Source organism: Curtobacterium sp. UNCCL17, assembly GCF_000686685.1.
Classification (GTDB): domain Bacteria; phylum Actinomycetota; class Actinomycetes; order Actinomycetales; family Microbacteriaceae; genus Curtobacterium; species Curtobacterium flaccumfaciens.
This window is the reverse complement of sequence record NZ_JMLI01000017.1, coordinates 440,372-461,516: the sequence shown is the minus strand read 5'-3', so window position 1 is coordinate 461,516 and position 21,145 is coordinate 440,372. Positions and strand designations below refer to the sequence as shown.

Genomic DNA, 21,145 nt, shown 5'->3' with positions numbered 1-21,145 from the left:
GCGTCGAGGGTATGCGCATCGAGGTCCGCCGATCCGGGGGCTTCGCCGGCACCACACGGCGCTGGCGGGTCGACACCGACACGAGCAGCGACCCCACGGCGTGGTCCGAGGTCGTCGATGCGCTGCAGCGCACCCCGGCGCCGACGGCAGCGCCCGTCCCCGACGACTTCAGCTGGACGATCACCGTCGAGCGCACCACCGTGACGATCCCGGGTCGCCGCCTCGACGGTCCGTGGGCCGACCTGGTCGCGCGTGTGCGCTCCGAGGGCGACCCGACCTGAGCCGGGAGGCCCGTGGCGGGCCCGCACCGGGCCTCCCGTCCGCCCCGCTGTGACGCCACCACCCACCGATCGTGCGCAGGAACGGTCGCGTGGGACCGCCGGAGCCGACCGTTCCTGCTCACGAAGCGCGCGGGGACGCGCGCACCACCGTCAGTCGACGTCGATGACCGTCAGGCGACGGGTCGGACGCGTCATCGCGACGTACACCGCGGCCGCGGCACGGGCGGCGTCGGCGCCCACGCCGTCCGGGTCGACGAGCAGCACACCGTCGAACTCCAGGCCCTTGGCGTCCGCACCCGTCAGCACCGTGAGCGAGCCGGCGTTCGGCGAGGCGAGTCCCCGGACGTCCGCCTCGGTGCGGGCGAGCCGCTGCCGGATCGTGTCGACCTGGGACTCGGGGACGATCACGCCGATGGTGCCGGAGCCGATCCGGGCACGCTCGGCGTCGGCGACCGCCACGACGGTGTCGAGCAGGTCGGCCCGGGCGACGCGGACACGCTCGACCGGGTCGCCGTCGCGCACGGCCTCGTTGCGGGTGACGGTGAGGCCGGCGCTGTCCGCGAAGGCCCCGGCGGCCTCGACGATGGAGCGCGGGGTGCGGTAGTTCACCGTGAGCTGCTCGATGCGGTGGTCGAGCGGCACCTGCGGCGCACGGCCGCGTCGGCGACGCGCGAGCGCCCCGATGACGTCGTCCCAGGTGCGTGCGGCACCCGGCGAGGAACCCTGCGCCATGTCGCCGACGATCGTGAACGAGCGCAGCGGGTTGCGGCGGGCGAGCACGCGCCACTGCATCGGCGAGAGCTCCTGCGCCTCGTCGACGACGATGTGCCCGTAGGTCCACTCGCGGTCGTCGGCGGCGCGCTCGGCCGTGGAGCGGGGGTCGCCGCCCTCGGCGAACGAGCCGGCGACCTGCTCGGCGCTGACGATGCCCTCGACACCCATGTTCTCGATGGCCTGGCGGGCGTTCTCGATGTCGCGGTTCCGGCTGGCCTTCGCCGCGCGCTTGGCGGCGCCGCCGGTCGGGTCGAACGGGCCGAGCAGTTCGGCGGCCTCGTCGAGCAGGGGGACGTCCTCGACGGTCCAGGCTGCGCCTCGGGCGCGCTGCAGCAGGGCTCGGCGCTCCGGGGTCCAGTCGGGGGTGAGCGAGGCGAGCCAGTTCGGCCGGGCGTAGAGGTCCTCGAGGAACTTCTCCGGCGGCAGCGGCAGCCACGCGGTGTTGAGCAGCACGCGGGCGTCGTACGAACTCCGGATGTCCTCGCGCAGGACCTTCTCGTCGGCCTCGTCCACCGTGGTGCCGCGTTCCCGCAGCTGCTCGGCGAGCAGGCGGGTCATCGCGTCGAGGGCGGTCTTGTTGAACGTGACGCGGGCGGCGTTGTGCGGCTTGCCGCGGTCCTGCGCACGCTTCATGGCGTCGGCGACGAGCTGCGGCGGGACGACGAGCCGCTCGCCCTCGACGTCGAGCGTGACCGACTCGGTCGGCACGACCTGGCGCGAGCGCACGGCCCGCCGAAGGAGTGACGCCATCTGCGCTGCGCCCTTCACGGCGGCGACGTCGCGGGAGTCGTGCGTCGTCGCGTGCACGCCCGGGTAGAGCGAGCCGAGCGACGCCATCACGACACCGGTCTCGCCGAGCGACGGGAGCACCTGCTCGATGTACGTCAGGAACGCCGGGGACGGACCGACCATGAGCACGCCGGAGCCCCGCAGCCGCTCGCGGTACGAGTAGAGCAGGTAGGCGGCCCGGTGCAGCGCCACGGCGGTCTTGCCGGTGCCGGGGCCGCCCTGCACGATGAGCACGCCCTCGAGCGGGGAGCGGATGATGCGGTCCTGCTCGCCCTGGATCGTCGCGACGATGTCGGTCATCCGGCCGGTGCGTTCGGCCGTGACCGCGGCGAGCAGCGCCCCCTCGCCCTGCAGGTGGGTGCGCTCGTCGTCGTAGAGCGAGGCGTCGAACACCTCGTCCTCGACGCCGACCACGCGACGGCCCTGCAGGGACAGGTGCCGACGGGACCGCATGCCCATCGGGTGCGCGGCGGTGGCTTGGTAGAAGGCACTGGCACCAGGGACGCGCCAGTCGAGCAGCAGCGGCCGGTGCTCGGCGTCGCGCAGCCCCACCCGGCCGATGTAGCGGAAGGTGTCGTCGGGGTTGTCGGGCTCGGCGACCTCGAGCCGGCCGAAGACCAGACGGTCCCCCACCCGCTCGAGCGTCGCGACGGTGTCCTCGTAGAGCCGCGCGTACGCATCGCGCTCGCTGCGGCTCTGGTGGTTCCCGCCGACCGCCTGTCGGCGGGTCTCGGCGAGGCGCTGCTCGGCCTCGGCGGTCAGCTCGTCGAGACGACGGAAGAGGCCGTCGACGTAGCCGCGTTCACGGTCGATCTCGGTCGGTTCGGACACACGCAACCCTTCGGGAAGAGGGGGAACCAGTGTACTGCCCACCGGGAGCCCCGCTGTCCCCGAAGGGTCGCGTCGGAGTCACATCTCTTCGTGCGTGTCCGGGTCGCCGTCCCACAGACGACCGCGCTCGAGCGCGGAGATCGCCTGCACCTCATCGTCGGTCAGCTCGAAGCCGAAGACGTCGAGGTTCTCCTTCTGGCGGGCGGCGTCGCCCGACTTCGGCACCGGCACGGCACCGAGCTGGACGTGCCAGCGCAGCACGACCTGGCCGGGGGCCACACCGTGCGCCGCGGCGGCGTCCACGATCGGCTGCTCGGTGAGCAGTTCCGACCGCTTCGCGAGCGGGCTCCAGCTCTCGGTCACGATGCCGAGCTCCTGGTGCACCTTCCGCAGTTCCGCCTGGGGGAAGTACGGGTGCAGCTCCACCTGGTTGACGGCCGGGGCGACCCCGGTGGCGTCGACGATGCGGCGGAGGTGCTCCGGCGTGAAGTTCGAGACGCCGATCGAGCGGACCTTGCCGCTGTCGCGGAGGTCGACGAACGCCTTCCAGGTGTCGACGAACTTGTCCACCGACGGGTTCGGCCAGTGGATCAGGTACAGGTCGACGTGGTCGAGCCCCAGGTTGCCGAGGGTCTCGTCGATCGAGCGGTGCGCCTCGTCGTAGCCGTGGTGCCGACCGGGCAGCTTCGACGTGACCACGAGGTCCTCGCGCGCCACCTCGGACTCGCGGACGGCCTTGCCGACGGCGTCCTCGTTGCCGTAGTTCAGCGCCGTGTCGAGCAGCCGGTAGCCGCTCGCGATCGCGGTGCCGACCGCCGCAGCGCCCTCGTCGCCGTTCAGGCCGTAGGTGCCGAGGCCGAGCTCCGGGAACCGGTGGCCGTCGTTCAGCTCGATCGTCGGGGCACCGACCTGCATCAGCGGACCCCGAGCAGGTCGATCACGAAGATGAGGGTCTTGCCGGACAGGAAGTGGCCGCCACCGGCGGGGCCGTAGGCGAGCTCCGGCGGGACGACGAGCTTGCGGCGACCGCCGACCTTCATGCCGGGGATGCCCTCCTGCCAGCCGCGCACCAGGGCCGCGAGCGGGAAGTCGATGGGCTCGCCGCGGTTCCAGGAGCTGTCGAACTCCTCGCCGGTCTCGTACTCGACCCCGGCGTAGTGGACCTTGACGGTGGAGCCGGCGGACGCTTCCTCGCCGGAGCCCTCGACGATGTCGGTGATGACGAGCTCGGTGGGGGCGGGGCCCTCGGGGGCGTCGAACTCGGGCTTGCTGTTCAGGTCAGTCATGCCGATCAGTCAACCAGAGCGCGCACCGGGCACGCGCAACGAGCGTCCAGCCCGCAGAATGGTTCCACCGTGACACCATCGACTCCCGCACCGCCGCGCCGCCGCCTGCTCGCCGACCTCACCCCGCTCCGTCGCTCCCCCGCCTTCGCCCGGCTCTGGGCCGGCACCGCGATCGCCGGCATCGGCACCCAGATGACCACCGTCGCCGTCGGGCTCGAGGTCTACGAGATCACCCGATCGACCTTCGCCGTGGCCCTGGTGGGTGTCATCGCGCTCGTGCCGATGATCGTCGCCGGCCTGTACGGCGGCATGCTCGCGGACGCCTTCGACCGACGGCTCGTCGCGCTCGTGTCGTCGATCATCGCGTGGGTCGCCGTCGCCCTGATCGCCACGCACGCCTGGCTCGACCTGCACAGCGTCGCACTGCTTTACCTGCTCGCGACGGTCAACGCCGTGGCCGCCACCGTCAGCAACGCCTCCCGCTCGGCCATCGTCCCGCGGCTCGTCGGTACCGACCTGCTGCCCGCGGCGAGCGCCCTGGGCGGGATCGCGTCCGGGTTCCAGGTCACCGTGGGTCCGGCGATCGCCGGCGTGCTCATCGCGAGCGTCGGGTTCGCGCCGACCTACACGATCGACGTCGTGCTGTTCACGTTCGCGTTCCTCGGGGTGTTCACGCTGCCCCGGATGGCCGCCGACCACGACGCACTGCGGCCCGGGCTCGGCTCGCTCATCGAGGGCGCGAAGTTCCTGCGGCGGTCGCGCAACATCACGATGACGTTCGTGCTCGACATCATCGCGATGACCTTCGGGCAGCCGCGTGTGCTGTTCCCCGCGATCGGCGCGCTCGTCATCGGCGGTGGGTCGATCACCGTCGGTACCCTGACCGCCGCGTACGCGATCGGGGCGCTGCTGTCGAGCGTGTTCTCCGGGCCGCTCGGGCACGTCCGACGCCAGGGTGAGGCCGTCGGCTGGGCCATCACGGCGTACGGCGGGGCGATCGCGGCGTTCGGTGTGGTCATCGCGCTGGCGCACGTGCTCGGCGGCCGCTCGGGCGAGGCGTTCGGCGTCGAGATCCTGCCCGCCCTCGGGCTCGCGGCGCTGTTCCTGGCGATGGCCGGCGGCGCGGACAACGTCAGCTCGGTGTTCCGGAACACGATCCTGCAGGCGGCGTCGCCGGACGGCATGCGCGGTCGGCTGCAGGGCATCTTCATCGTCGTCGTCACAGGGGGCCCGCGGCTCGGCGACCTGTACGCCGGCCTGGTCGTCGCGGCCGGCATCGCGTACCCGCCGGTCATCGGCGGCGTGCTCATCATCGGCCTCGTCGCGCTGCTCCTCCGGATGGTCCCGTCGTTCCGCCGCTACGACGCCCTGCACCCCCACGCCAACTGACCGCGGGCGGCCGTCGGGGTCGGGGCTGCAAAACACCGGTGTTCGCGCGTGGAACACCCGCGTTCCGCGGTGCGGAGCGTGAACACCGGTGCCTTGCCGGCGCACCAGCGCGACCAACAGGCAGTCGGGAGGCCCGTGGCGGCGCCGCCACGGGCCTCCAGGACCGCACGTGTCGGGTACCGTACGACACATGCCGGACAGCGCATCGCGCGACCTCCAGCGGACCGGAGTCCGCGCCGTCGTCCGGCGCACCTACCACTCCGTCATCCGGCACCGAGTCGTCGACGCGGCCGCGTCGCTGACGTTCTTCGCGCTGCTGACGGTGTTCCCGACCGCGCTGGCGGTCGTGTCGGCGCTGTCCATCGTCGACCGCAAGGGCGACAGCCTGACCGACATCGTCGAGGTCCTCGGGTTCATCGTCCGGCCGGAGACCGCCGAGCACCTCGAGGGGCCGCTCCGGCAGCTGCTGACCCTGGACAACCCGTGGCTCGGGTTCACGATCGGCGTCGTGCTGACGCTCTGGTCACTGTCCGGCTACGCGACGGCGTTCGGGCGGGCGATGAACACCGCTTACGAGGTCGAGGAGGGCCGGCGGATCTGGAAGTTCCGCAGCATGATGCTCCTCGTCACGCTGCTCGTCATGGTCGGCGGTGCCGTCGCCATCGTCATCCTGCTCGGCACACCGACGATCTCCGAGGCCGTCATCCGACAGCTCGGGTGGGCGCCCTGGATCGACGACGTGTGGAACGTGGTCAAGTGGCCGGTGCTCGCGGCCGACCTCGTCGTGATGGTGGCGGTGCTCTACTACGCGACGCCGAACGTGAAGACCCCGCAGCTGCGGTGGGTGTCGGCCGGTGCCGCGTTCGCGATCGTGACCTGGGCCATCGCCACGGTGGGGTTCGCGCTCTACGTGGAGACCCTGGGCGGCGGCAACCGCGCCTACGGGTGGCTCGGTGGCGCGATCCTGCTGCTCGTGTACCTGTACATCTCGAACTTCGTGCTCGTGGTCGGCGGGGAGCTCGACTCCGAGGTGATCCGCATGCGGCAGCTGCTCGCCGGCATCGAGGCGGACGAGTCGATCCGGCTGCCGCTGCGGGACGTCACGCGGAACTTCACGCTCGCGCGCTGGCGGGACCAGGACATCGCGGCTGCGCAGCACGTGCGGGCCGAGGCAGCGCGGGTGGCCGAGGAAGAGGACGCCGAGCTGACCCCGGGCGAGGAGCACCTGCGGGCGATGGCGCAGCAGGTGCGGGTGGGCGAGCGGCCGCTGCCCTGACGGGTGCGTGCGGGCGCGCGCGCGCGGGCGCGCGCGCGGGCGTTCGTGCGCGGGCGTGCGTGCGTGCGTGCGCGCGTGCTTGTCGGCACGGACGCCCCGCGTCAGCGCTTGCGCGCCTCGGCGTCCAGCATCTCCTCGGTGATGATCGGGATCGCACCCGTCGCCAGCTCGATGCCCGACAGCCGTGCCGGGCTGAGCACCCGCATGACCTGGTCCTCCTCCATCAGCCCCGCGGCCACCACGAGCGTCGAGATCGGCGTCGAGGTGGTCAGCGCCGTGTGCGCGATCGACGCAGCCGCCGCGTACCCGATGTACGGCGTGAGCGCGGTGACGACGCCGACGTTCGTGTCGACCTGGGCCGCGAGCTTCGCCTCGTTCGCCTCGATGCCGACGACGCAGTGCTCGCGCAGGGTCGCGCAGCCGCGGGACATCCACTGCAGCGACTGCAGGATCGAGTGGGCGATGATCGGCTCGAAGGCGTTGAGCTGCAGCTGCCCGCTCTCCGCCGCCATCGTCACGGTGGTGTCGGCCCCGGCGACCGCGTAGGCGATCTGGTTCACGACCTCGGGGATCACCGGGTTGACCTTGCCCGGCATGATCGACGAGCCGGCCTGGCGAGCGGGCAACGTGATCTCGCCGAGGCCCGCCTGCGGACCGGACGACAGCAGCCGCAGGTCGTTGCAGATCTTCGAGAGCTTCGCGGCGCTGCGCTTCACGGTGCCGGACAGGGTCATGAACGCACCGGCGTCACTCGTCGCCTCGATGAGGTCGGGGGCGGTGACGACGTCGATGCCGCTCGCCTCCTGCAGCTGTCGACGGACTTCGTCGCGGTAGAGCGGGTCCGCGGTGATCCCGGTGCCGATCGCCGTGGCGCCGAGGTTCATCTCGGCGAGCAGCGGCATCACCTTGCGGAGCAGGTCCGCGTCCTCCTGGATCGTGTGCGAGAACCCGGTGAACTCCTGCCCGAGGGTCATCGGCACGGCGTCCTGCAGCTGCGTCCGGCCCACCTTCAGCACGTCGGCGAAGGCGCGGCCCCGTTCGGCGAACGCCGCCGACAGTTCTTCGAGCTGCACGATCAGACGACGGACCCCGAAGATCATCGCGATCTTGATGCTCGTCGGGTACGTGTCGTTCGTCGACTGGCTGCGGTTCACGTGGTCGATCGGGTGCAGGTAGGCGTAGTCGCCCCGCTCACGCCCGAGGAGTTCGAGGGCCCGGTTCGCGAGCACCTCGTTCGTGTTCATGTTCGTGCTCGTCCCGGCGCCGCCCTGCACGACGTCGACGACGAACTGCTCGCGGAGCGCCCCGTCGCGGACCTCCTGCGCCGCGCGGTCGATCGCATCGGCGCGCTCCTCGTCGAGGACACCGATCGCCCGGTTCGCCCGCGCCGCCGCCTGCTTCACGGTGACGAGCGCCTCGATGAGGTCCGGGTACACGGCGATCGGGACGGAGGTGATCGGGAAGTTCTCGAGCGCCCGCAACGTGTTGACGCCCCAGTACGCGTCGTTCGGGACCTCCCGTGATCCCAGCGAGTCGCTCTCGGTCCGCGTCGTCGTCGTCACAGGTGCCTCCTCGTTGCCGGTCACACGTCGAGGCTAGTCCCGTCCGTCCGGCCGGTCCGGGAACGCGCCGGGGCTGGTGGGACCGGCGCGTTCCGTGGCGAGCGGGCGAAATGCCGCGGTCGCCTCGGCAACGCACGCCGGCATTTCGCCCGCTCGCCAGCCGCCGGCCTGGAGGCGCGGTGCCCGGCCGCCACGGGCCTCCCGTCGCTTCGTGAGCAGAAGATGTCGGGTCCCAGACGGCGACCCGACATCTTCTGCTCACCAAGAACGCGCCGCCCGCGCGAGCGGGCGAAATGGCGTGGTCGCCTCGGCAACGCACGCCGGTATTCCGCCCGCTCGCCACGCGACGGCCCGGAGGCGCGGCGCCAGGCCGCCACGGGCCTCCCGTCCGACCCGCGGGCACGCCCGGACGCCCTCGCTCGCACTTCGTGAGCAGAAGGTGTCGGGTCCCAGACGGCGACCCGACATCTTCTGCTCACCAAGAACGCGCCGCCCGCGCGAGCGGGCGAAATGGCGTGGTCGCCTCGGCAACGCACGCCGGTATTCCGCCCGGTTTTCTCTGTCCACGCTCGCGCCCCGGACGCGAGCGGGCGAGATGGCGGGGTTCCTGCACGCGAAGACGCGGGCATTTCGCCCGCTCGCGCAGCGCACGCAGCGCACGCGGCGCACGCGGCGCACGCGCGACGAGGGAGCAGAAGACGCCGGGTCGCGAAGGGCGACCAGGCGTCTTCTGCTCGCTCGGTGAGCGGGCCCGTCAGTGGAACTGCGGGACGATGAGGTAGATGCCGTAGAGCACGACGGCGCCGCACACGACGAAGCACGCGATGGCCGCGGCACGGAGCGCACGTGCCGCTGCCGAGGCTCCGGCCGGGTTCGGGAAGCCGGCGGTGGCCGGGCCGATCGTGCCGTCGTCCTTCACGGTGAACTTGCCTTCGCGGGTGTCGGCGGCACTCCAGAGACGGAGGCCGACCGAGTACACGGCGACGACGAAGCACGACGAGACCACGGCGACGAGCGCCACGGTGAGGAATGCAAACCAGTCGATGCCCATCAGCGACGGCCTCCCTTGCGGGCCGCCATGCGACGGAGCGTGCGCTCGCGGCTCAGTTCGGCGCGACGCTGGGCGACCGCGTCGGCACGCTTCTTGCGCTGCATGTCACGCAGCTCCTTGCGCGTCAGGACCGCGTTCGCGGCGACGTCGACCTCGATCGCGGAGGCCTGCTCGTGCGGCTTGCGGAGCGACCAAAGGTACAGGCCGAGGATGACGACGGCACCGATCACGGCGTCGAGTACCAGCCCGATGACGCCGAGGCGGGCGATGCCCGAGGCGACCGCACCGACCGCGGCAGCCGCGGGCAGGGTGATGAACCAGGCGATGACGATCTTGCCGGCGGTCGACCACTGGATCTTCGAGCCACGACGGCCGAGACCGGCACCGATGATGGAGCCCGAGGACACCTGCGTGGTCGACAGCGCGAAGCCGAGGTGGCTGGAGGCGAGGATCGTCGCGGCGGTCGAGGCCTCGGCGGCGAAGCCCTGCGTCGCGCGGATCTCGGTGATGCCCGAGCCGAGGGTGCGGATGATGCGCCAACCGCCCGTGTAGGTACCGAGGGCGATCGCGAGGGCACAGGCGACGACGACCCAGAACTGCACGCCCTGGTTCGACGACTGCGCGCCCGAGGCGATGAGGGTCAGCGTGATGACGCCCATCGTTTTTTGCGCGTCGTTGGTGCCGTGTGCGAGGGACACCATCGAGCTGGTGAAGACCTGCCCGATGCGGAACCCGCCGCGCTCGTTCGGGAACACCGGACGCTTCGTGATCCGGTACGCGATGCGCGTCGACAGGAACGACACGAGCGCGGCGATCACGGGCGAGGCGAACGCCGGGATGATCACCACCGTCAGCAGCGCGACGTAGTTGACCGACTGGAACCCGGCACCGACGATCGCGGCACCGATGAGCCCGCCGAACAGTGCGTGCGACGACGACGACGGCAGCCCGCGGAGCCACGTGATCATGTTCCAGACGACTGCCCCGATCAGGCCCGCGAAGATCATCTCCGGGCTGATGGCGACGCCACCGGGCCCCTCGTTGATCAACCCGTGCGAGATCGACGTCGCCACGGCGGTGCTGAGGAACGCACCGACCAGGTTGAGCACCGCAGCGACGGTGACCGCCACCTTGGGCTTCATGGCGCCGGTCGCGATCGGGGTCGCCATCGCGTTGGCGGTGTCGTGAAAACCGTTTGTGAAGTCGAAGAAGAGGGCCAACGCGATGACCAGGACGACTATGAGTGTGATGTCCACCGCGGGCAAGTGTCCCAGGCGTCGGCCCTTCGAGCAAACCTGATCGGCAACCTGTTGTTCACCGCAGCTTCACACTCGTTCAGCTTCGGAACCATGCCGATGGGAGAATGCGTCCATGGACACCGCTGAGCTCCTCATCCTGCTGATCGGATCGCTCGCGGTGACCGGGTTCGCCCGGGCCAAGGGACTCCCCGCTCCGCTGCTCGTCACGGCGGTCGCCCTGGCCGCCTCGTTCCTGCCCGGGCTGCCGCCGATGGAGATCGACTCCGAGGTCATCCTCACGGTGATCCTGCCGCCGCTGCTCTACTCGGCGGCCCTCGACGTGTCGTGGCAGAGCTTCCGCGGCTCGATCAAGCAGATCCGACGGCTCGGCATCTTCCTGGTGATCGTCACCGCCCTGGTCGTCGGCGGGGTGGCGTACCTGCTCATCCCGGACATGACCCTGCCGGCGGCGATCCTGCTCGGCGCGATCGTCGCCCCGCCGGACGCGGTGTCCGCGGCCGCGATCGGCCGGAAGCTCGGACTCCCCCGCCGTGTCATGACCGTGCTGTCGGGCGAGAGCCTGATCAACGACGCGGCCTCGCTGACGCTGGTGCGGGTGTTCACGCTCATCATCGCGGGCACGTCGCTGACGATCTGGCAGGACCTCGGCATCTTCGGCCTGGCGATCGGCGTCGGTCTGGTCGTCGGCATCGTGCTCGGCGTCGTCGTGCACTGGATCCGGATGCGCATCAACGACCCCGTGGTCGAGACGATCATGAGCATCCTGCTGCCCTTCGTCGCCTACATCCTCGCCGAGGACCTGTCCGGCTCCGGGGTCATCGCGGTCGTGACGGCCGGCCTGTACATCGGCTACAACTCGCCGAAGGAGGGCTACGCCACCCGCCTGCAGGAGCGCCCGCTCTGGACGAGCATCGACGTCATCCTCGAGGGCTTCGTGTTCGCGCTCATCGGCCTGCAGCTCAACACCGTCGTGCAGGACCTGGTCGAGAGCGAGCGGAGCCTCGGGCAGACGCTCACCGCTGCGGCCGTCGTGCTCGCGGTGGTGATCCTGGTGCGGCCGCTGTTCGTGTTCGAGTCCTACGCGCGCAACCGGTTCAACGGGAAGTGGCTCCGGCCGCTCCGGATCAAGCTGTCCCGCGGGCACCCGTCGCTGCGCTGGATGCGTGGTTCCGCCGAGCCGAAGCTCAACTGGCGGGAACTCACCGTCATCTCGTGGACGGGCATGCGGGGCGTGGTGACCCTGGCCGCAGCGGTGTCGGTCGTCGCGAGCCCGACGCAGATCCCGGCGCAGGACACCATCTTCATCATCGCCTTCTTCGTCACCGTCGGCACCCTGCTGCTGCAGGGACTCACCCTGCCGTTCGTCATCCGCGCGCTCAAGGTGCAGGACCCGGCCGAGGGCGAGGAGGACGTGCGCAGTGAGATGCGGCTCAACCAGCGCACGACCGAGGCCGCGATCGAGCTGCTCGAGAAGCGGCGTCCGGCGTGGGCGAAGCAGTACGGCTCGGAGGCCGTCGACTCGGTGGTCAACCGGCTGAAGGCGCGACTCGAGCGTCAGGCCGAGACGTTCCGTCAGGACGCCGAGGAAGAAGAGGACGAGGGGCGGAACGTCGCACTGCGCCTCCGGGGTTCGCAGATCCAGGACATCCGGCGTGAGCTCCTCGACCGCCGCCGCGAGATCGTGCTCGAGGAGCGGGAGAAGGGGAACCTCGACGAGGAGGTCATGCGCCGCGTGCTCGTGACCCTCGACGCCGAGGAGCTCGCGATGGACTCGGCGCAGGCATCGCGCAGTCGCTCCTGAGCACCCCGGGCGTATCCTGGCGCTCCGATCGAGAGCAGGAGCAGAGCGCCGAGTGAGCACGCCGCGGAACGACGTCCCCAGGAACGACGACGGACCGGAGCGCCCCGGCGGTTCCCGTCCCACGCCGCCGAAGCCGCGCGGGACCCGGCCCTCCGCACGTGGGACCAAGCCGCGTCGTGGTGGCAAGGTCGCCGGGCACACGCGTTCGGGACCCCGGCGACAGGCTCCGGTACCCGCACCCCAGCAGCACGGCGCCTACCGCCGGTGGTACTCGACCCTGCACCCGTCGCTGCAGCTGATCGGCCTGCAGCTCTGGATGCCGCTGTTCTTCATCGTCGGGTTCTGCCTGTGCTACGTCTTCGCGTTCCACGCCCCGCACCCGCACGACGTCCCGATCGCCCTGATCGGCAGCGACCCGGCGTTCGTGCAGGCGGTGCAGCAGGCGTTGCCCGGCGAGTTCGTGTTCCACACGTACGACTCGCTCGCGCAGGCGAAGCGCGACGTGGTGGGTGGCTCGATGGCGGTCGCGTACGACCCCGCTGCGAACGAGTTCTTCAAGGCGAGCGCGCACCAGTTCCAGGTCGCGAGCCTCGTACCGGCCACCCTCACCGCGGTGCTGACCGGCCTGGGCGTGGCGACCCCGAAGGTCACCGAGCTCGCACCGCTGCCGGCGTGGGACGAGTACGGCACCGTCGCGATGTACGTCATGCTCGCGTGGTGCATCGGCGGCTACATGGTCGCGATGTTCATCGGCATCATGGGCGGCCCGCTCCGGCACCGCACCCGGATGACGGTCATCGTGGTCGGCGGTCTCGTCATCTCGCTCATCACGAACACGCTCGCCGGGCCCGTGCTCGGCGCCATCCACGGGCACTGGATCCAGCTCGTGCTCATCGCCTGGGGCTGGATCGTGGCGATCGGCCTGGCGGTGAACGGCCTGAGCTACTTCGTCGGCCGGTTCATCGCCGCACCCGCGATGATCTGCTTCGTCTTCCTGTCCATGCCGTCGTCCGGCGGCGCCTACCCGAAGTGGTTCATGCCCGAGCCCTTCGCCTGGCTGAACAACGTCGTCGTCGGCTCGAGCATGGTCGACATGATCAAGCACCAGGTCTACGGCGTCGGCCCCGGCCCGGCTCGCGGCCTGATCACGATGGCCTGCTACGCCACGGCCGGCCTGGTGCTGATGTACTTCGGCAAGAAGTGGTGGGAGCGCCGACGGATCCGGGCGATCGTCACCGGCCGGACCACGATGTTCCAGGACGCCAACACCGCCAACCGTGAGTTCCTCGGCGGGCAGCGCGACGCCGAGCTCGAGCGCCACGGCCTGACCTCCACCGAGACCGGCACACTGAGCGTGCTGCGGGACGACGACTGGGAGGACGACCGCACCGGCGGTGACGTCTTCACCGGCGGTCGCGACGGCCTGGAGCCCGGCGGGACGCCGACCGGTCGCATCACCGTGCAGCGCCCCGGGGACCGCACCGGGCCGGTGCAGCGGCCTGGGCCCACGCGGGCCGGTACCGGCGCGTCGCGGAGCCTGCGGAGCGACGTGACGGCCGAGCACGTGGGGGGAGGCGCGGGGACCGGACCGCGCATGCGTCCCGTCCCACGCTCCGAGGGCTCCAGGGCGCCGGCTCGGTCCGACACGTCGGACGAGCCGCCGCACGGCCGGCACGCGGACCGGTGAGGTGCCGCTGACGCGTATCCTGATCGGATGAACCCCCGCATCACCTGGCACCGCGTCCTCATCACCGTCGTCGTCGTGTTCCTCGTGCTGACGGTCGGCTTCTACGCCGCGAGCGTCCTGCTCGCGCCCGCCGACGGCCGCGGCACCGCCGGACTGTTCGTCGGGTGGGCGATGTTCTCGATGATCGGCGCGATCGTCGTCGGCATCATCGACTTCTTCGTGCGACCCCTGGGCGGCCGGAGCGGCGACGCCGACGTCATGGCCGCCGCCGAGGAAGCGCGCACCGGCAGCACCCGCACCCAGCAGCCGCGCTAGCCGCTGGCAGCGAGGCGCTAGTCGCCCACGCCCACGCCGACGCCCGTCCCGGTGAACCCGGCGACCGTCGCGTCGTCCTCGGCGAACGTGAACCGCGCGCGGACGCTGCCCCCGGCGAGCACCCCCGGCAGCCAGTAGCGGGCGTCGTCCCACATCGCGTCGTAGGGCACGGTGTCGACGGGGATCCACCGCGGCTCCAGTTCATCCGAGCCCGACGGGTCGCCCTGCCAGCGGCGGCAGACGAAGACGTCCGAGACCTGGGACCAGGACGGCCGGTACGGGAACCGGTAGTCCAACGTGCCACGGGCCTCCAGGTCGACCGTATCGAGCCGCAGGCCGACCTCCTCACGCACCTCGCGCACGGCGGTCTCGACCGCCGACTCGCCGGGCTCGCGCTTGCCGCCGGGGCCGACCAGACGGCCCGTGCCGAGGCCACGGCGCTTCTCCCCCAGCAGCACCTCGGGGCCTGCCTCGCCGTCGCGCAGCAGGTACACGACCACCACCCGGGGATGCTGGGACTTGCTCTCGTCGCGAAGGGTCACGCGTCCAGTGTGACCGATGGAGTGTCGTACGCTTTTCCCATGGCAGGCGTGCTGCGGGGGCACCATGGCTGAGCCCCGCAGGACCGGGCGCAGCCTCGAAGTGCTGCGCGCCGAGGCCGCCGAGGAGATCTCGATGCTCGTCGAGCACCGGAGCCGTCAGGGCGAGGACCCGTGGGAGTTCATGCCGACGCTCCCCACCGTCGACGAGCAGGTCGTGCTGATCCTGCGTGCGGACGCCGTCGACCTGGACGAGGCGATCGGCAAGCGGCACGCGCAGTGGTCGAGCCACCCGGCGTCCGGGCAGGGCACCAGGCTGGGCGAGGAGTACCACCGGCTGCGCCGGATCGCGCTGCAGCACCCCGAGCTGACGCCCGCCGTGTGGAAGCTGCTGGGCGCCCTGCCCGAAGCGGGCTGACGCACGCGTCGGCGCATGCACACCCCGGCCCCGCGCACGCACGCACCCGCGTGGGGTTGGATGGATGCATGACCGAAACCGTGCTCGCCGTCCTCAACCAGCCCTCCCGCGACGCCGCGCCGCACGACCCCGCGGCCGACGCCTTCACCTGGGCGAAGCCGCTCGAGGAGCACGTCCAGGTGCAGGACCTCGGCGTGACGCGCGGCGACGGCGTGTTCGAGACGATCACGGTGATCGACGGTCGGCCCCAGGCCCTCGAGGCGCACCTCGCCCGCTTCGGCCGCTCCGCCGCGATGCTCGACCTGCCCGCCCCGGACCCGGAGGCCTGGCGCCAGGCCATCGAAGCCGTCTGCGCCCGCCTCGACCCGGTGCGCGAGGCCTTCGCCAAGACCGTCCTGACCCGCGGCGTCGAGGGCACCGACCGCCCGACCGGGTGGGTCTACGCCGCGCCGTCGGGCGACTCCACGGCCGCACGCACCGAGGGCATCTCCGTCGTCGTCCTGGACCGGGGGTACCGGCACGACGTCGAGCGCACCTCGCCGTGGCTGCTGCAGGGCGCGAAGACGCTGTCGTACGGCGTCAACATGGCCGCCCTGCGCGAGGCCGTCCGCCGCGGCGCCGACGACGCCCTGTTCGTCTCGAGCGACGGCTACGTGCTCGAGGGCACGCGCGCCAACCTGATCATGAAGGTCGGCGACCGGCTCGTCACGCCCCGCACCGACATCGGGATCCTGGCCGGCACGACGCAGGCCGACGTGTTCCGCTTCGCTGAGCAGGAGGGCATCGAGACCGCCTACGAGCTCGTCACGCTCGCCGACCTGGCGGCGGCGGACGCGCTCTGGCTCGTGTCCAGCGTGCGGCAGGCTGCGCCGATCCGTTCGGTGAACGGCGACGCGCGGCCGATCGACGCCGAGCTCACGACGCGGATCAACGACTTCCTGCTGGCGCGCGAGGTCTGAGCACGCGGCGCCCCGGCGCGTGTGCCGCGAGCGTTTCGCGCTGAGCGACACGTCACGGGGCGGCGCGCGCGCGAGGTGTCGCGCACCGCGAAATGGGCGTGGGTCCACGACGGACTGGAGGCGCGGTGCCAGCTGGCACCGCGCCTCCAGTTCCGTGTCGTGCTCGCTACCAGCGCGGCGTGGTGACGCCGGCTCCGTCGGCCCACGTGAAGACGGACTTGCCGTCGATCCAGACGCGCGTCGCGCGGCTGGTCGCGTCGAGCGGGTCCCCGTCCCAGAGCACGAGGTCGGCGTCGTAGCCCTCGGCCAGGCGACCGACGCGGTCCCCGAACCCGAGGAACTCGGCCGGGTTGGTCGTGAGCGCCTCGAGTGCGGTCTGGGCGGGCAGGCCCTCCTTGACGGCGGCGGTCGCCTGGTCGACGAGCATGTTGATCGGCACGACCGGCGCGTCCGTCGTGATGGCGACCCGCACCCCGGCCGCCGCGATCGTGGCGAGGTTCGGGATGCCGCGGTCGCGGAGCTCGACCTTCGAGCGGCTGGTGAACAGCGGGCCGTAGATGACCGGGATGTCCTTGGCGGCCAGCACGTCGGCGATCTTGTGTGCCTCGGTGCCGTGGTTCACGACGAGCCGGTAGCCGAACTCCTCGGACAGGCGGATCGCGGTGGCGATGTCGTCGTGGCGGTGGGTGTGCTGGTCCCAGACGAGCTCGCCGTCGAGCACCCGGACGAGCGTCTCCTTCGTCAGGTCGCGGGCGAACGGCTCGTCCTTCGCGGCGGCGGCGTCACGGGCGGCCCGGTAGTTCTGCGCCTCGACGAAGGCGTCGCGGATGATCTTCGCGACGCCGAGCCGGGTCGAGGGTGTCTGGCCCTTGCCGCCGTAGACGCGCTTCGGGTTCTCGCCGAGGGCGCTCTTCACGCTCACCGAGTCGGAGATGAGCTGCTCGTCGATCGTGCGGCCGCCCCAGGTCTTGATGGCGACGCTCTGACCGCCGATCGGGTTGCCGGAGCCGGGCTTGACGACGATGCTCGTGATGCCGCCGGCGAGCGCATCCCGGAAGCCCTCGTCGTCGATGTCGATCGCGTCGATCGCCCGGACGCCGGCCATGTTCGGCGCGGTCATCTCGTTCGTGTCGTTGCCGGCCTCGCCGTTGGCCTCCTCGTGGATGCCGACGTGGCCGTGTGCCTCGACGAAGCCGGGGACGAGCCACGAACCCGCGGCGTCGATGACCGTCATCCCCTCGGGCGGGGAGACGTCCGGACCGATCGCGGTGATCCGGCCGTCCTCGACGACGACCGCGCCGCCGTCGAAGGCGGGGGCGGAGACGGGGACGACGTGGGCACCGGTGATCGCGAAGGAGTTGCTCATGGCACCAACGGTACGCGGGGGGCGGGGCGCGAGTGGGCGGGCGGGCGGCGGCGAGCGGGCGAAACACCGATTCCTGGCGTCGAGCGTCCGGGTGGTTCTACCGTCGCGGGATGGCACACCGGATCGACACCTGGCCCACGCACGAACGCAGCGAGCGACCGTGGCGGAGCACCGTCCGCGGGTGCCGCGACGACCGGCTGGTGACCACCGTGCAGGTGTCGCTGCCCCCGTCCATCGCGAGGGCTCGGTGGACGCCCGACGACGACACCGTCGCGCTGCTCGACCGGAGCACCACGGCCCTGCGCACCCTCGACGTCCACCACGGCTCGCGGCTCGCACCGCCCGGGTCGGTGCTCGGCCGGACCGACGCCCTGGCGTCGTCGCGGATCGAGGACGAGTCCGCGACGATCGACGACCTGGCGCGGGCACTCGTCGGCATCCGCGCGAACGCGGGTGCCACCGCGGTCGTCCGGGTCGGCGGAGCCGTCGAGCACCTGGTGTCCGGAGCGGATTCGGGAACCGTCACCGAGGCCTCCCTGCTCGAGGCACATCGCCTGCTGATGCGCGACGACCCGGTCGACGGACGGTACGCCGGCCGGTACCGCGACGTGCAGAACTGGATCGGCGGCGGCGCCACGCCCCGCGACGCCGTCCACGTGCCACCGCCGCCCGAGCTCGTGGCACCGCTGATGGCCGACCTGTTCGCGTTCGTGCACCGCGTGGACCTGCACCCGATCGCCCAGGCCGCGATCGCCCACGCGCAGTTCCAGTCGATCCACCCGTTCACCGACGGCAACGGTCGGATCGGGCGGGCGCTGATCGGGGCCGTGCTCCGGCGACGCGGGGTGACGACCACGGTCACGGCACCGGTGGCCACCGCGCTCGCGGCGGACCGGCTGCGGTACTTCCGGCACCTGGAGCAGTACCGCGACGGCCGGGTCACCGGGTTCGTGGTCGACCTGGCCCTGGCGATCGGGACGGTGTGCGACGAGGCGACGCTGAGCGCCCTGCTGCTCAAGGAGCACGACGCCGACCTGTCGGCAGGCCCCTGCGCCTCGGGTCCGCACGCCGTGGTCGGCCGTGCACTCGCCGACGACCCCGTCCTGACCGAAGCGCACCTGGACACCCTGCTCACCGCCGACGAGGTCGAGCGCGTCACGCACGACCTGGTGCTGGCGGGAGTGCTCCGTCCGGTCACCGGTCGTCGCCGTGACCGCGCGTGGGTCGCACCCGCCGTGGTCGCCGAGCTCGAGGCGTTCGAGCAGCGGGTGCACGCCGCTGTGGGCGGCCGCGAGCGCACGGCGGCCTGACCGGGGGTGCGGGCGAATAGGGTGGGACGGTGAGCAACGAGCACACCGCATCCACCCCGCCCAGCGCCGCCAAGCGGCCCGTGACACGGACCCACCACGGCATTGACTTCGTCGACGACTACGAGTGGCTGCGGGACAAGGAATCCCCCGACACCCTGGCGTACCTCGAAGCCGAGAACGCCCACACCGACGCCGCCACCGCGCACCTCGCGCCGCTGCGGGACCGCATCTTCGCCGAGGTGAAGAGCTGCGTGCAGGAGACCGACCTCTCGGTACCGGTCCGCATGGGCGACTGGTGGTACTTCACCCGCACCGCCGAGGGCAGCCAGTACGGCGTGCACTGCCGTGTGCCCGTCGCCGGCCCCGACGACTGGACGCCGCCCGCCGTCGTCGAGGGCGAGTCGACGCTCCCCGGCGAGCAGGTGGTCCTCGACGGCAACGCGCTGGCCGACGGTCACGAGTTCTTCTCCCTCGGCACCTACGACATCAGCGACGACGGCACCCGCCTGGTCTACGGCATCGACGTCGAGGGTGACGAGCGGTACACCCTGCACGTGCGCGACCTGGCCTCGGGGACCGACCTCGGCGACGCCATCCCGAACACCGGGGCCGGCGCCACGTTCGACCCGGCCGGGCGCTACGTGTTCTACCCCACGGTCGACGAGTCCTGGCGTCCGGACAAGATCTGGCGCCACACGGTCGGCACCGCGGCGTCCGAGGACGTCCTGGTGTTCGAGGAGCCCGACGACCGCTACTGGGTCGGTGTCGGTGTCACCCGCTCCTCGCAGTACATCGTCATCGAGCTCGGCTCGAAGATCACGTCCGAGGCGCACGTCCTCGACGCCACGGACCCGACCGGTGAGTTCCAGGTCGTCTGGCCCCGCCGCGAGGGCGTCGAGTACGAGATCGAGCACGCCATCGTCGGCGGCAGCGACCGGTTCCTGGTGCTGCACAACGACGGCGCCGAGAACTTCGAGCTCGTCGACGTCCCCGCCGACGACCCCACCTCCGAGCGGGACCGCCGCGTCGTCGTGGCGCACCACACCGAGCGCCGCATCGAGTCGGTCGACGCCTTCGCCGGACACCTCGCCCTGGAGTACCGGTCCGAGGCGCTCCCCCGCGTCGCGATCATCCCGATCGAGGGCGACGGCTACGGCGACGCGCACGAGGTCCCCTTCGACGAAGCACTGTTCTCGGCGGGGTTCGGCGGCAACCCGGAGTGGGAGCAGCCGACGCTCCGCATCGGGTACACGTCGTTCGTGACCCCTTCCGAGGTCAGCGACCTCGACCTGGCCACCGGCGAGGTCACCGTCCTGAAGCGCCAGCCCGTGCTCGGCGGCTACGACCCGGCCGACTACGTGCAGGAGCGCGACTGGGCGACCGCGTCGGACGGCACCCGCGTGCCGATCTCGCTCGTCTGGCGTCGGGACGCCGTCGAGGACGGTACCCCGGCACCGCTGCACCTCTACGGCTACGGCTCGTACGAGCACTCGATCGACCCCGGCTTCAGCGTCATGCGCCTGTCGATGCTCGACCGCGGTGTCGTCTTCGCCGTCGCGCACGTCCGTGGTGGCGGTGAGCTCGGCCGGCACTGGTACGAGAACGGCAAGACCCTGACGAAGAAGAACACGTTCACCGACTTCGTCGCGGTCGCCGAGCACCTGATCGAGTCCGGCCGGACGAGCGCCGACCGGCTCGTGGCCGAGGGCGGCAGCGCCGGCGGACTCTTGATGGGTGCGGTCGCCAACCTCGCCCCCGAGCGGTTCGCCGGCATCCTGGCCGCCGTGCCGTTCGTCGACGCGCTCACGAGCATCCTCGACCCGGACCTGCCCCTCACCGTCATCGAGTGGGACGAGTGGGGCGACCCGCTGCACGACGCCGAGGTCTACCGCTACATGAGCGAGTACACCCCGTACGAGAACGTCCGCGACGATGTGCAGTACCCGCAGATCCTCGCTGTGACCTCGATCAACGACACCCGTGTGCTCTACGTCGAGCCCGCGAAGTGGACCGCGAAGCTCCGCAAGGTCGGCGCTCCGGTGCTGCTGAAGACCGAGATGTCCGCCGGCCACGGTGGTGTCAGCGGTCGCTACGCGTCGTGGAAGGAGCGGGCGTTCGAACTCGCCTGGCTGCTCGACGTGCTCGGGCTCGCCGACGAGACGCCCGCCGCCGCGACCGCCAACCCGATCGCCGCGGGCTGACCCGCACCGCGCACTTCGTGAGCAGAAGAGGTCGGGTCCGAACGCGGGACC

General features: G+C 71.5%; 18 protein-coding genes. 10 read left to right on the top strand and 8 right to left on the bottom strand.

The genetic code is table 11. The features are described from left to right. Positions 1-11: 11 nt before the first annotated feature. Positions 12-281, top strand: coding sequence for a protealysin inhibitor emfourin (locus tag BR70_RS19130; RefSeq protein ID WP_051596534.1), 270 nt, complete (start codon positions 12-14; stop codon positions 279-281). A gap of 150 nt (positions 282-431) precedes the next feature. Here the strand turns inward: BR70_RS19130 and BR70_RS0102260 are convergent, their stop codons facing one another. The 3 genes from BR70_RS0102260 to BR70_RS0102250 form a co-directional block, all read right to left on the bottom strand. Then, the gene (locus BR70_RS0102260) at positions 432-2,675 is read right to left on the bottom strand and encodes a HelD family protein (RefSeq protein WP_231495616.1); all 2,244 of its coding nucleotides are present in this window, start codon (positions 2,673-2,675) and stop codon (positions 432-434) included. A 78-nt stretch (positions 2,676-2,753) separates the two neighbouring features. Continuing rightward, the gene (locus tag BR70_RS0102255; protein WP_027464743.1) at positions 2,754-3,590 is read right to left on the bottom strand and encodes an aldo/keto reductase; all 837 of its coding nucleotides are present in this window, start codon (positions 3,588-3,590) and stop codon (positions 2,754-2,756) included. After that, positions 3,590-3,961, bottom strand: a complete 372-nt coding sequence (locus BR70_RS0102250; protein ID WP_173035534.1) for an FKBP-type peptidyl-prolyl cis-trans isomerase — start codon at positions 3,959-3,961, stop codon at positions 3,590-3,592. Before BR70_RS0102250 ends, BR70_RS0102255 begins: the two co-directional genes overlap by 1 nt. Before the next feature lie 69 nt (positions 3,962-4,030). Between BR70_RS0102250 and BR70_RS0102245 the strand changes: the two genes are divergently transcribed. Then, on the top strand, positions 4,031-5,350 hold the full coding sequence (locus BR70_RS0102245) for an MFS transporter (RefSeq protein WP_027464741.1): 1,320 nt from the start codon (positions 4,031-4,033) through the stop codon (positions 5,348-5,350). Between the two features lie 190 nt (positions 5,351-5,540). Then, complete coding sequence (locus BR70_RS19125; RefSeq protein ID WP_051596533.1) at positions 5,541-6,626, top strand: YihY/virulence factor BrkB family protein; 1,086 nt, start codon at positions 5,541-5,543, stop codon at positions 6,624-6,626. A 101-nt stretch (positions 6,627-6,727) separates the two neighbouring features. Here BR70_RS19125 and BR70_RS0102235 read toward each other — a convergent pair whose 3' ends face one another. The 3 genes from BR70_RS0102235 to BR70_RS19120 form a co-directional block, all read right to left on the bottom strand. Then, positions 6,728-8,188 carry an aspartate ammonia-lyase gene (locus BR70_RS0102235; RefSeq protein WP_035807851.1) on the bottom strand — a complete coding sequence of 487 codons (1,461 nt, stop codon included), beginning with the start codon at positions 8,186-8,188 and terminating at the stop codon, positions 6,728-6,730. 754 nt (positions 8,189-8,942) lie between these two features. Then, positions 8,943-9,239: a hypothetical protein gene (locus BR70_RS0102230; RefSeq protein ID WP_027464739.1), complete on the bottom strand. Its 297-nt coding sequence runs from the start codon at positions 9,237-9,239 to the stop codon at positions 8,943-8,945. Then, positions 9,239-10,495, bottom strand: a complete 1,257-nt coding sequence (locus tag BR70_RS19120; RefSeq protein WP_035807670.1) for an inorganic phosphate transporter — start codon at positions 10,493-10,495, stop codon at positions 9,239-9,241. Before BR70_RS19120 ends, BR70_RS0102230 begins: the two co-directional genes overlap by 1 nt. A gap of 115 nt (positions 10,496-10,610) precedes the next feature. Here BR70_RS19120 and BR70_RS0102220 point away from each other — a divergent pair, with 115 nt between their 5' ends. The 3 genes from BR70_RS0102220 to BR70_RS0102210 are packed head-to-tail and all read left to right on the top strand — an operon-like array spanning position 10,611 to position 14,301. Continuing rightward, positions 10,611-12,299, top strand: coding sequence for a cation:proton antiporter (locus BR70_RS0102220; RefSeq protein WP_027464738.1), 1,689 nt, complete (start codon positions 10,611-10,613; stop codon positions 12,297-12,299). A gap of 52 nt (positions 12,300-12,351) precedes the next feature. Continuing rightward, the gene (locus BR70_RS22025) at positions 12,352-13,986 is read left to right on the top strand and encodes an ABC transporter permease (RefSeq protein ID WP_051596532.1); all 1,635 of its coding nucleotides are present in this window, start codon (positions 12,352-12,354) and stop codon (positions 13,984-13,986) included. A gap of 27 nt (positions 13,987-14,013) precedes the next feature. Continuing rightward, entirely contained in the window at positions 14,014-14,301 is a 288-nt protein-coding gene (locus BR70_RS0102210) for a hypothetical protein (protein ID WP_027464737.1), read from the top strand. Positions 14,302-14,318: 17 nt separating this feature from the next. Here BR70_RS0102210 and BR70_RS19110 read toward each other — a convergent pair whose 3' ends face one another. Next, positions 14,319-14,843, bottom strand: coding sequence for an 8-oxo-dGTP diphosphatase (locus BR70_RS19110; protein WP_197019600.1), 525 nt, complete (start codon positions 14,841-14,843; stop codon positions 14,319-14,321). Positions 14,844-14,907: 64 nt separating this feature from the next. Here BR70_RS19110 and BR70_RS0102200 point away from each other — a divergent pair, with 64 nt between their 5' ends. Continuing rightward, positions 14,908-15,258: a tryptophan synthase subunit alpha gene (locus BR70_RS0102200; RefSeq protein ID WP_027464736.1), complete on the top strand. Its 351-nt coding sequence runs from the start codon at positions 14,908-14,910 to the stop codon at positions 15,256-15,258. A gap of 68 nt (positions 15,259-15,326) precedes the next feature. Then, positions 15,327-16,217 (top strand): aminodeoxychorismate lyase, encoded by an 891-nt coding sequence (locus BR70_RS0102195; protein WP_027464735.1) that lies wholly within the window; start codon positions 15,327-15,329, stop codon positions 16,215-16,217. A gap of 166 nt (positions 16,218-16,383) precedes the next feature. Here BR70_RS0102195 and BR70_RS0102190 read toward each other — a convergent pair whose 3' ends face one another. Continuing rightward, entirely contained in the window at positions 16,384-17,583 is a 1,200-nt protein-coding gene (locus tag BR70_RS0102190; RefSeq protein WP_027464734.1) for an amidohydrolase, read from the bottom strand. A 110-nt stretch (positions 17,584-17,693) separates the two neighbouring features. On the opposite strand from BR70_RS0102190, the gene BR70_RS19105 reads away from it, so the two are divergent. Continuing rightward, positions 17,694-18,893 (top strand): Fic family protein, encoded by a 1,200-nt coding sequence (locus BR70_RS19105; RefSeq protein ID WP_035807669.1) that lies wholly within the window; start codon positions 17,694-17,696, stop codon positions 18,891-18,893. A gap of 29 nt (positions 18,894-18,922) precedes the next feature. Then, the gene (locus tag BR70_RS0102180; protein ID WP_027464733.1) at positions 18,923-21,094 is read left to right on the top strand and encodes a S9 family peptidase; all 2,172 of its coding nucleotides are present in this window, start codon (positions 18,923-18,925) and stop codon (positions 21,092-21,094) included. Positions 21,095-21,145: the final 51 nt, after the last annotated feature.